The organism is Corallococcus sp. AB018 (assembly GCF_003986945.1).
In the GTDB taxonomy this organism is placed as follows: domain Bacteria; phylum Myxococcota; class Myxococcia; order Myxococcales; family Myxococcaceae; genus Corallococcus; species Corallococcus exiguus.
Genome location: NZ_RAWR01000296.1, coordinates 1 through 9990, shown reverse-complemented (window position 1 = coordinate 9990; position 9990 = coordinate 1). Strand labels below are relative to the sequence as shown.

Sequence of the window (9990 nt, the reverse complement as noted above, 5' to 3'; positions counted from 1 at the left end):
GCCAGGCCCTCCGCGCCGCAGCCCCAGCCCCAGGAACTGCCTGTCCCGTCCTACCCCGCCGTCGAGACCTTCATCGAGAAGGCCTCCGCCAGCGACGTCCAGGCGCTCTTCGCGCCCGTCAAGCAGGGGCTCGCCGACCTCAAGGGCCCGCGCGCGGAGATCGGCAAGAAGGCCCAGGCTGCGATCGCGCGGTCCGAGGAGCTGCTCGGCATGCTCGTGGACGTCCGCGAGAAGCTCGTCGCCGAGTCGAAGCAGTCCAAGGGCCGGAAATAACGGGCTTTTCGGGAGCCCGGACGATTTCTTGTCACCAGCAGGCAACCGGCGGCTGACTCTCCCGATAATCCTTTGAAAGAGCCACGGGATGATCCCCGGCTCCCCTTTTGAATCAACGCTGGCACCAGCGCGGAGGCTGAAATGAGCAAGATCGACAGCGGCATGATGGGTCCGAACCTGCGCATGAACACCCAGATGACCACGGCTCGGCAGACGCCGAACACGAGCTTCGGTGCGCGCGTTCAGAACGGTCTGAACAGCACCGTCGGCGCCGTGGGCGCGGGCGTGGGCGCGGTGGCGGGCTTCGTCCCCGGCGCGGGCATCGTCTCCGCGGCCGTCTCCTCCGCGCAGACCTTCTCCGGCGCCTCCGGCTCCGGCATGCAGGGCGGCCCGTACGTGGGCGTGATGAACACCGGCTCCGGCGCGGTGCCCTCCACCAACCTGCCGGGCGTCGGCGGCTCGGGCCTGCCCTCCACGGGCGGCTCCACCTCGCTGGGCACCAGCGTTGGCACCAGCTCGGGCGGCAGCGTGGGCGACCAGCTCAACACCAACGGCTCGCTCAAGTCCATGATGGACGACAACGTCAAGCTGCTGAACATGCAGTCCGCGATGCAGCACGAGTCGCAGCTCTTCACGGCTGTTTCCAACGTGATGAAGTCGCGGCACGATACGACCAAGAACTCCATCGGCAACATCCGCTAGTCTTCACGGACAGCGGAATCTGACCGGTGCAAGGAAGGCGGCCCTCGACGGCCGCCTTCCGTGCTTCCGGCGACAGGAAAGGCAGCGCGACGTCCATGGCGGAGACCCCTTCGGAGATTGCCAACAGCCTCGTGCCCCTGGCGCGCCAGCCGGCCATGGTCCTGCTGGAGTCTGGCTACCTGTGGCTGGACATGGGTCACTTCGACAAGGCCAAGGAGGTCTTCGTCGGTGCCGCCGCGCTGATGCCCAAGAGCGAGGTGCCCCAGATTGGTCTGGGCGCCGTGGAGTTCGCGCAGGGCAAGCACGACAAGGCCCTGGCGGCCTACCGGGTCGCCCAGCGGCTCGCGCCCCTGTCGTCACTTCCCCGGGCACACGCGGGTGAAGCGCTGTTGTTCATGGGCAAGGTGCCGGAGGCCCTCAAGGAACTGAAGGCCGCCATCGACCTGGAGCCCGAAAGCGACGGCGCGAAGCTGGCCCAGGCGCTCATCCAGGCGAAGGAAGCGGGGGCCCTGCCTCCGCCGAAGAAGTAGTCGCGGAAGGCGAAGGAGGTACGTCGATGGCTGTCGGTGGAGTTGGACGTGGGGGTGGGAAGGGCCGCGCGGGCGGCGCGAAGGGGGCGTCCGGTCCGTCGGGTGCCGCCGGCGCGTCCTTTGGCGGCAAGGTGGATCGCACGGAATCGCTCGTCGGGCCTTCGGGTCTGGTAGGCTCCAGCAACATCCAGGGCCCCCAGGCAACGGATCCGATCGCGGCGCAGGCCCTCGCCATCGCCAAGCGGCTGAAGAACGGGGGCTTCAAGAGCAAGGAAGAGGCGACGAAGGCGCTCGTCTCCGAAGTGTTGCAGGAGAAGTTGAACATGAAGTCCGCTGCCCTCACGGGCCGCATCGCCGGGGCCCTGCAGGATGATCCCCGGCTGAACCAGGTTCTCGAGCGGCTGTGGTCCAAGGCCGAGTGAGCGCGCCGCTTGCCTCTGGGTGAAGACAGGAAGGTCATCCTGGAGAAGTACGGCCCGTACGTGCGGTCGCTCGCGGCCACCGTGCGCAAGCAGTTCAATGCCCAGCTGGAGCTGGATGAACTGCTGGCCTATGGGCAAATCGGTCTGCTGGAAGCCGCTGAGCGCTTCGACCCCAAGGTTGGCGCCAACTTCCTCACCTTTGCCCACTACCGCATCAAGGGCGCCATCTTCGACGGTCTGAGGAAGATGGGGGTCTTGCGGGGCGCGGACGCCCGCACCGCCTATCAGGGCGAGCGCGCGACGGCGTATCTGGGAAATCTGGCGGACCGCGAGCAGGGATCAAGCAACCGCGGGTCGTCATTCGACGATGATATTGGAGACATCTCGGATGCCGTGGCGGGCCTCGCGGCGGTTTTCGCGGCGGGGGCGGAAGGGGCGGAGGCGGCGGGCTACGTGGATGAATCCCTCCCGGCGGATCAGCGCCTGGAGATGGAGCAGTTGAAGAACCGGGTGCGCTCGGCCATCGAGAAGCTTCCGGAGAAAGAGCGCAAGCTCCTGCAGGGCTATTACTTCCAGGGACGCACGCTGGAAGAGGCAGGAGCGGAAATCGGGCAGTCGAAGAGCTGGGCGTCGCGGCTTCATGCGCGGGCCATTGATCGGCTCAAGGAACTCTTGAACGAGGAGGAGGAACTCCCTCCCCCCTCGACGGATGCAAGGAGGGTGTCACATGGCGGCTCCGATGAGCGGCATCTCCGCGGGACAGGTAGCGCAGCAAAAGCTGCAGGACCAGGGCGCGCAGCAGACTCAGAAGACGGGCGCGTCGAAGTTCGACGGAGTTCTCGCTGACAAGGCGCAGGGCGCCGGCCAGGTGGACGCCGCCCAGAACGTCAACAAGGCCCAGGCCGCGCAGGCCACCCAGAAGGTGGACAACGTCCGCCAGGTGGAGACCGTCAACAAGGCGGAGAAGGCCAACCTGAACAAGGTGAGCGGCGCTGCCCAGCAGCCCGCCACGGCCAAGGGCGCCGAGCCCGTGGACGCGAAGGCCGAAGCCTCCAAGACGACCAAGTCGGGCGGCATGGTGTCCGACCTCGTCTCGGGCCTTGAGAAGGGCCAGGTCAGCATGGACAAGCTGATCAAGGAGGCCTCCTCCGGCAAGAACATGTCCAACGCCGAGCTGCTCGGTCTCCAGGCGTCCATGTACAAGTACTCGCAGGAGTTGGATCTCACGTCGAAGGTCGTCGAGAAGGCCACCAGCGGCCTGAAGGACGTCGTCAAGACGCAGGTCTGAAGTCCCCACCCCGCCGGGCCATGGCGGCATGCGAAGGGCGGTCCCTCCCAAAGTCGGGAGGGGGCGCCCTTCCGCGTTTTGCAAGGGCCCTGTTAAGCTAAGCGCGCCCATGACTCGCCGAACGCCCGTCTTCGCCGCCCCGCTCCTCGCCCTGCTGTTCCTCACCGGCTGCTCCATCGAGCTGCAGCACGAGCTGACGGAGGCGGACGCGAATGAAATCTACGTCCTGCTCAGCAAGAACGGCATCAACTCCAAGAAAGAGAAGGCGGAGGGCGGTAACGAAGTGCGCTTCACCATCGTCGTCCCCAAGGGCGACGCCGCGCAGGCCGCGGAGCTGTTGAAGCGCAACTCGCTGCCGCGTCCGGTGGAGAAGGGCCTGTCCCACTTCGCCAAGGGCAGCATGGTGCCCACCGCCACGGAGGAGCGCGCCATGCTCCTCAAGGCCATGGCGGGTGAGGTCTCCAACGCGCTCAACCAGATCGACGGTGTGCTGGAAGCGCGCGCCATCGTGATGGTGCCGGAGAACAACGACCTGTCGCAGCCGGAGAACAAGCCGATGCCGTCGGCCTCCGTGTTCATCAAGTACCGCACGGTGGAGGGCGGCAAGCCCCCCGTGACGATGGACGCGGTGAAGCAGTTCGTCGCCAGCTCCGTGGCGGAGCTCAAGCCGGAGGCCGTCACCGTGCTGATGACGGAGGCACTGGCCCCCTCGGCGGAGACCACGGAGACCAACCGCCTGCAGGACGTGCTCGGCGTGCGCATGACGGCCGCCAGCGCGAGCACCTTCAAGATGATCCTCGGCGGTGCGTTCGCGCTCATCCTGGCGATGATGGGCCTCACCGGGTGGACCTTCATGCGCGGTGGCTCGGGTGGCGCTGCCCCCGCCGCGGCGGCGCGTCCCGCGCGTGCGCGCGGCGGTCGCGAGGGCTAGACCTGCACGTCGCTTCCCGCGGCCCTCCTGGGGTGGACCGCGGGACGTGTCCTCCAGGCCGGGGACACGACTTCCATCTTCAGCGGGCCACCTGGGGGCCCGCGAGGTGACCGTTGGATTCCTTCTTCACCTCGCTCAGCAAGCGCCAGACCATGATGTTGCTCACCGCGGTCACCTTCGGGGGCCAGGAGAGCATGGCGGCGCTGGAGCACCTGCCGGACGAGGAGGGCGCGCTCTTGCGCCACCGCGCGCAGGAGATCCTCCAGATTCCGCGCGAGAAGCGCCTGCCCGCGGTGGTGCAGGAACTCAAGCGGCTGATGAAGGACCGGCGCGGCCAGCTGTGGACCGGGGATCCGGAGCGGCTGGCGGCGCTGCTCCAGCGCGAGCGCGGCGCCCTGGTGGAAGTCGCCCTGCGAGCGCTGCCCGGCAACATGGCGGAGGCCGTGCGCGGCCATCTGCCCCCCTCTCGCGTGAAGCTCACCCGCGAGGTGCGGCCGCAGGTCCTGGACATCATCCGCTGGAAGCTGGAGGAGGCGCTGTCGCGCGAGGCCGCGGGCCAGTCCGCGGGTTTCAAGTTCGCGGACGTGCTCAACCTCCAGACGCGTGAGTTGCTCACGGTGAGTGACCGCCTGGGGGCGCGCGTGCTTGGGCCGGCGCTGGCGGGCCTGCCCGAGGAAGAGCTGAACGGCCTCATGGAGTCGCTGCCTCCGGACCTGTTCCAGCTCATGAGCAAGTCCGTGGCGGCCAATGCGCCGCGCAAGCTCCCGGAAGAGGACGCGCGCGCGCAGATCAACCTGCACGAGGGCTTCAACCGGCTGGCCGGCGCCATCCGCAGCGCGGGCGTGCAGCGGCTGGCGCGCGCGTGCGTGGCGCAGTCCCCGGAGTTCGCCGCGCGCATGCTGGAGAAGCACCGCGGCGAGTTCGGCCACCTGGTGGCGAAGTGGGTGCGCGAGGAGCGCTCGCGGCCGACGGCCCGGGGCGATGGCGGACGCACCGACATCGTCATGGACCTGGAGCGGCTGGCCGTGCGCGGCCTCATCGAGCGGCCCGTGCGGCTGATCACGCCGCCGCGCCCCGCCGCAGTGCTCCCTCCACCGCCGGGGGCCCGGAAGCCCGCGCCCGCGGCTCCGGGAGCCCGTCCCGAAGCTCCGGGAGCACGCCCCGCGGCTCCGGGAGCCCGTCCGGGGGCAGCACCCGCGCCGCGCGAGGGCCTGCGCACCACAGCCCCGGATCCGTCACGCCCGCCCGCGCTCCGAGCCCCCAAGGCCCTGCGGGGAGCCCCTCCCGCCGGAGAGTCCGCGGATGCGGGCGCCAAGCGCGACTTCATGGCCGAGCGCGCGGCCCGTCGCGCGGGTGCTGCGTCCAGCCGTGACGCGGGCCCGGGCGCGGCGCCCCCCGCCGGACGTCCGCGCCCGGCGCCGGGGGAGGAGCGGGGCTCGTCGGTGGGGCCCGCGCCCCGCGCGTCCATGGCTTCGCCAGAAGGGGACGCGAACGGTTCGAAGATGCGCCGGATGCCAGTGGAGCGCGAGCGCGGGCCCGCGCCCCGTGCCTCCATGGGGGCGCCGGAAGGTGAGGCGGGTGGTTCGCAGATTCGCCGGATGCCGGTGGAGCGCGAGCGTGGGCCCCCGCCCCGCGCGTCCATGGCGGCCCCGGAAGGGGATGCGAACGGCTCCCAGATGCGCCGCATGCCGGTGGACCGGGGCTCGTCGGTGGGGCCCGCGCCCCGCGCATCCACCGGGGCCATTCCCGGCCGCCGTGATCCAGAGGGCGCCAGGCCCGCGCGTCCCGTCCGGCCGGAGCCAGACGGCGCCCGCATTGGACCCCCGCCCTCGCGGCTGGGTGCACGCGGCGCGTCACGCCCGCCGGAGCCGGATGCGCCGGAAGGCCGCTCCGTCCGGGCCGAGCGCCCCGCGCGGCCTCCCGCCGACGCGGAGGAGCGCGCCCCCCGTCGCCCGGAACCCTCAGGGGAAGCCGCTGATGGGGCCCGCGTGCTGCGCTCGCGCACGGGCAGCCGTCCTGCGGCGCGTCCCGAACCGGGGGGCGAGCCGGAGCGTCCCCCGCGCGTGCTCTCCAGCCAGGCATCCTCGCCCCGGTCCTCGGAGGGAACGCAGGTGGGCCGCCGGCGCCCGCCTCCCACCGATCGGCCGGGCCCGGATGACGCGGGCGGTCCGGGAGGGCGTGGACCGCGCGGCGGAACGCGCTAGCATCCGGTCTCCAAGGAGCGGCCCATGGCGATCGGCAAGGTAATCAAGGGGGACGGGTTGGCGGAGTCGGTGGTCGTCGCCACGTCCGAGCGACCGGCGCTGCGTCCGCCGCGCGCGGGCGTGATGAACGCCGAGGTCTTCGAGGCGCGCCAGGGCGCCCAGGGCATCATCGAGGATGCCCAGCGCGAGCGTGAGCGCATCCTCGCCGAGGCCCAGCGTGAGAAGGAGGAGCTCTTCGCCAAGGCGAAGGACCTGGGCCGTCAGGAAGGCATCGCCCAGGCCACGGAGCTGCTCCTGCGCGCGAAGATACAGGCCGGGGAGATGCTCAACTCCCAGGAGCAGGACATCATCGCGCTGGCGCTGAAGATGGCGGAGAAGATCCTCGGCCGCGACCTGGAGCGCGAGCCGGAGCTGCTGGTGGACATGTGCGCCGCGGCCATCGACAACCTCCGCAACGCGCGCGCCATGGTCCTGCGCGTGCACCCGAAGACGGCCACGGTGCTGCGCGCCAAGCGCCCGCAGCTGATGGAGCTCATCGGCCGCACGGTGGACCTGGCCATCAAGGAGGACCCGGAGGTCGCTCCCGTGGGCTGCATCGTCCAGACGGAGTTCGGCACCGTGGACGCGCAGCTGCCCACGCAGCTGGAGATGCTCCAGAACCTCCTTCAGCCGGACACCGGTCGCAAGAGCGGCCCTCCCTGAGCTTGCTGGCCAACGCCGCGCCCTAGAGCCTCCCGGAATCCGCCATGGCCATCGACCTTTCGCGCTACTACGACCTCATCAAGGAAGCGTCCCTCGTCCGGGTGCGCGGCCGCGTCACGGAGCTGACGGGGCTCGTCATCAAGGCGAGCGTGCCCAACGTGCGCATCGGCGAGCTGGTGCTCGTCAAGAACCGCCAGCGCGGCCTGATGAAGTCGGAGGTCGTGGGCTTCGTGGGCGACGAGGTGATGCTCATGCCCCTGGGCGAGCTGTACGGCATCGGTCCGGACAGCGAGTGCATCCCCACCGGCCGTCCGCTCACCATCAAGTGCGGTGACGGGCTCCTGGGCCGCGTGCTCAACGGCATCGGCGAGCCCATGGACGGCATGCCCCTGGAGGGGGAGAACCTGATCGACTGGCCCGTGGACCGCGACTGCCCGGACCCCTTCACCCGCCAGCGCATCGAGCGGCCGCTGCCCCTGGGCGTGCGCTGCATCGACGGGCTTCTCACCGTGGGCGAGGGCCAGCGCGTGGGCCTCTTCGCCGGCTCCGGCGTCGGCAAGTCCACGCTGATGGGTCAGATTGCCCGCAACACGCAAGCAGACCTCAGCGTCGTGGCGCTCATCGGCGAGCGTGGTCGCGAGGTTCGCGAGTTCATCGAGGACGCCATGGGCGAGGAGGGCATGAAGCGCGCCGTGCTGGTGTGCGCCACGTCCGACCAGCCCGCCCTCGTGCGTCTGCGCGCCGCCTACGTCGCCACGGCCATCGCGGAGTACTTCCGTGAGCGCGGCGGCAATGTGCTGTTCATGCTCGACACGGTGACGCGTCTGGCGCGCTCCCAGCGCGACATCGGCCTCGCCATCGGCGAGCCCCCGGCGCGTCAGGGCTACCCGCCCAGCGTCTTCTCCATGCTGCCTCGCATCCTCGAGCGCACGGGCAACTCGGCGAAGGGCAAGTGTACCGCCATCTACACCTGCCTCGTGGCCGGCGGTGACATGGAAGATCCGATCGCCGACGAGGTCCGCGGTATTCTCGACGGCCACTTCATCCTCAACCGTGAACTGGGCGCGCGAAACCAGTGGCCGGCCATGGACGTGCTCCAGAGCCTCAGCCGTGTGATGAGCGGCATCGTCAGCAAGGAACACAAGAAGGCCGCCGGCAAGCTGCGCGAGACGCTCTCCACCTACGAGAAGCAGCGCGACCTCATCCTACTGGGCGCCTACCAGGCCGGCGCGGACCCCAGGACGGACTACGCCATCGAGAAGTACGACGCCATCATCGACTTCCTCAAGCAGGACACCCACTCCAACTCCCCGTACGAGGAGACCGTGGAGCAGCTCATCGCCCTCTTCGAGGACTGATGCCTCCGGGGGAGGCGCGTGGACGGGCCGTTTCCGGGTAGGATGGCCCGACCATGCCCCCGTACCGGTTGCAGGTGTTGCTGGACATGCGTGAGAAGGCGAAGGAGGAGGCCGAACAGGCCTTCTCGGACGCCGTCAAGGCGCTGGCGAAGGAAGAGCAGGAACAGAAGCGCCTGGAGGCGGAGCTGGAGCGCCGCCGCAAGGAGCGCAAGGCCAAGGTCCAGGAGTACTTCCAGCAGATCATGGCCAAGGGCGCCGGCATCAACGGCATGAACATGATGGGCCGCTTCGAGCAGCGTCTGAAGGACGACGAAGCCCAGGTCGCCCTCCAGATTGAACACCAGAAGGAGGTCGTCCGGACGGCGGGCCGCCTGGTGGAGCAGCGCCGCATGCTGATGGCCGAGGCCGCCAAGGAGCTCAAGGCCATCGAGAAGAACAAGGAGAAGTTCGTCAAGCAGGTGAAGAAGGAACGCGAGGATCGGGAGGAGTTGGGCCAGGAGGAGATCGGCAGCGCCTTGTTCCTGGCCCGCCAGCGCAAGTAACCTCCCGCCGCCTTCCGCTGTATCTGGAGAAACGCCATGAGCCGAGTTGATGACGATCGTGATGCCGCGCGCTTGGCGGAGCGGATGATCCAGGAGCGCAAGCTCGCGGAGGCGAAGACCCAGAAGCGCGTGCAGGGCGAGTCCGTCTTCTCCAAGCTGGTCCAGCAGGGACAGGCCGAACAGGCCCAGCCCAAGCAGGCGCAGGAGCTGAAGCAGCCCCTGGGCAAGCAGGTGCTGGCGCGCCTGGCGCAGGGACAGGGCAAGACCTTCGACGAGAAGCTGGCCCAGAAGGAGACCGCCTTCGCCAGGCCCGGGGAGTCCACCCAGGGCGCCCAGCAGTCCCAGCGCAACATCGAGTCGCAGGGCCTGTCCAAGGGCGGCGAGGCCCGCAAGTCGGAGGTCGTGGAGGAGAAGCGCTCCACGGACGTCCGCGAAGGCGACATGAACAAGGCCGAAGGTCAGGCCGGCCGGCTGAGCCAGGAGAAGGGCGAGCTGAAGATCGACGTCAACGCCGGCGGTGGCAAGGGCGCGGGCGGCGGGGGCAGCAAGGAGAAGGACGACAAGGGCGCGCAGATGGCCGGCGCGGGCTTCCGCTTCAACCCCGCGCTGATGGCGCCGGTGCCGGTGGCCAAGCCCAAGGACACCGCTGGCTCCGAGCGGCTGCGCGCCATGGCGAACGAGATCGCCCAGAAGATCGTCGAGCGCGTGCGCGTGGGCACCAACGCCGCGGGCAACGCGGAGTTCCAGATCGACCTGCGCGGTGACGTGCTCAACGGCCTGTCCATCAAGGTCAGCGCGAAGAACGGAAAGATTTCCGCCGTCTTCAGCGGCAACGACCGCGACACCTTGAAGATGCTGGAAGAGCAGAGCGACGGCCTGCGCAGCGCCCTGGGTGGCCGGGGGCTGGCGCTTGAAAATCTGAGGTTCGAGGCGAAGACATGAGCCTGGAGCCGGACGACGAGCCCGGAGTCTTTGAGCGCACCATGTTGGTCGACACCCGGAAGCTGGGACCCCCGCCCCCGAAGTCCGCGCAAGCCC

At 69.5% G+C, this 9990-nt stretch carries 12 protein-coding genes; all 12 read left to right on the top strand.

What is annotated here, in order from left to right; all coding sequences use genetic code 11:
• The coding region (locus D7Y11_RS38965) for a hypothetical protein (RefSeq protein WP_126936207.1) at positions 1–273 on the top strand (273 nt) is incomplete at its 5' end.
• Between the two features lie 141 nt (positions 274–414).
• Positions 415–975, top strand: coding sequence for a hypothetical protein (locus D7Y11_RS38960; RefSeq protein ID WP_120580832.1), 561 nt, complete (start codon positions 415–417; stop codon positions 973–975).
• Positions 976–1070: 95 nt separating this feature from the next.
• Entirely contained in the window at positions 1071–1505 is a 435-nt protein-coding gene (locus tag D7Y11_RS38955) for a lipopolysaccharide assembly protein LapB (RefSeq protein ID WP_120530743.1), read from the top strand.
• Positions 1506–1531: 26 nt separating this feature from the next.
• The gene (locus D7Y11_RS38950) at positions 1532–1927 is read left to right on the top strand and encodes a hypothetical protein (RefSeq protein ID WP_120580833.1); all 396 of its coding nucleotides are present in this window, start codon (positions 1532–1534) and stop codon (positions 1925–1927) included.
• A gap of 9 nt (positions 1928–1936) precedes the next feature.
• Positions 1937–2773 (top strand): sigma-70 family RNA polymerase sigma factor, encoded by an 837-nt coding sequence (locus D7Y11_RS38945; RefSeq protein WP_120580834.1) that lies wholly within the window; start codon positions 1937–1939, stop codon positions 2771–2773.
• Positions 2655–3215 (top strand): ATP-dependent helicase HrpB, encoded by a 561-nt coding sequence (locus D7Y11_RS38940; RefSeq protein WP_233601465.1) that lies wholly within the window; start codon positions 2655–2657, stop codon positions 3213–3215. The genes D7Y11_RS38945 and D7Y11_RS38940 overlap by 119 nt, the downstream gene beginning before the upstream one ends.
• 109 nt (positions 3216–3324) lie before the next feature.
• On the top strand, positions 3325–4146 hold the full coding sequence (locus D7Y11_RS38935; protein WP_120580835.1) for a type III secretion protein: 822 nt from the start codon (positions 3325–3327) through the stop codon (positions 4144–4146).
• A gap of 113 nt (positions 4147–4259) precedes the next feature.
• Positions 4260–6350: a hypothetical protein gene (locus D7Y11_RS38930; protein WP_120580836.1), complete on the top strand. Its 2091-nt coding sequence runs from the start codon at positions 4260–4262 to the stop codon at positions 6348–6350.
• 24 nt (positions 6351–6374) lie between these two features.
• A complete protein-coding gene (locus tag D7Y11_RS38925; protein ID WP_121753675.1) occupies positions 6375–7052 on the top strand; it encodes a FliH/SctL family protein in 678 nt (225 codons plus the stop codon).
• Between the two features lie 44 nt (positions 7053–7096).
• The gene (sctN, locus tag D7Y11_RS38920) at positions 7097–8410 is read left to right on the top strand and encodes a type III secretion system ATPase SctN (protein ID WP_120580838.1); all 1314 of its coding nucleotides are present in this window, start codon (positions 7097–7099) and stop codon (positions 8408–8410) included.
• Between the two features lie 53 nt (positions 8411–8463).
• The gene (locus D7Y11_RS38915) at positions 8464–8952 is read left to right on the top strand and encodes a flagellar assembly protein FliH (protein ID WP_120580839.1); all 489 of its coding nucleotides are present in this window, start codon (positions 8464–8466) and stop codon (positions 8950–8952) included.
• A gap of 36 nt (positions 8953–8988) precedes the next feature.
• A complete protein-coding gene (locus D7Y11_RS38910) occupies positions 8989–9894 on the top strand; it encodes a flagellar hook-length control protein FliK (RefSeq protein WP_121753676.1) in 906 nt (301 codons plus the stop codon).
• Positions 9895–9990: the final 96 nt, after the last annotated feature.

Coding starts and splice junctions, on each gene's coding strand:
- D7Y11_RS38925 (WP_121753675.1), top strand. CDS start 6,375: ATGGCGATCGGCAAGGTAATCAAGGGGGACGGGTTGGCGGAGTCGGTG.
- D7Y11_RS38955 (WP_120530743.1), top strand. CDS start 1,071: ATGGCGGAGACCCCTTCGGAGATTGCCAACAGCCTCGTGCCCCTGGCG.
- sctN (WP_120580838.1), top strand. CDS start 7,097: ATGGCCATCGACCTTTCGCGCTACTACGACCTCATCAAGGAAGCGTCC.
- D7Y11_RS38935 (WP_120580835.1), top strand. CDS start 3,325: ATGACTCGCCGAACGCCCGTCTTCGCCGCCCCGCTCCTCGCCCTGCTG.
- D7Y11_RS38960 (WP_120580832.1), top strand. CDS start 415: ATGAGCAAGATCGACAGCGGCATGATGGGTCCGAACCTGCGCATGAAC.
- D7Y11_RS38915 (WP_120580839.1), top strand. CDS start 8,464: ATGCCCCCGTACCGGTTGCAGGTGTTGCTGGACATGCGTGAGAAGGCG.
- D7Y11_RS38910 (WP_121753676.1), top strand. CDS start 8,989: ATGAGCCGAGTTGATGACGATCGTGATGCCGCGCGCTTGGCGGAGCGG.
- D7Y11_RS38940 (WP_233601465.1), top strand. CDS start 2,655: ATGGCGGCTCCGATGAGCGGCATCTCCGCGGGACAGGTAGCGCAGCAA.
- D7Y11_RS38950 (WP_120580833.1), top strand. CDS start 1,532: ATGGCTGTCGGTGGAGTTGGACGTGGGGGTGGGAAGGGCCGCGCGGGC.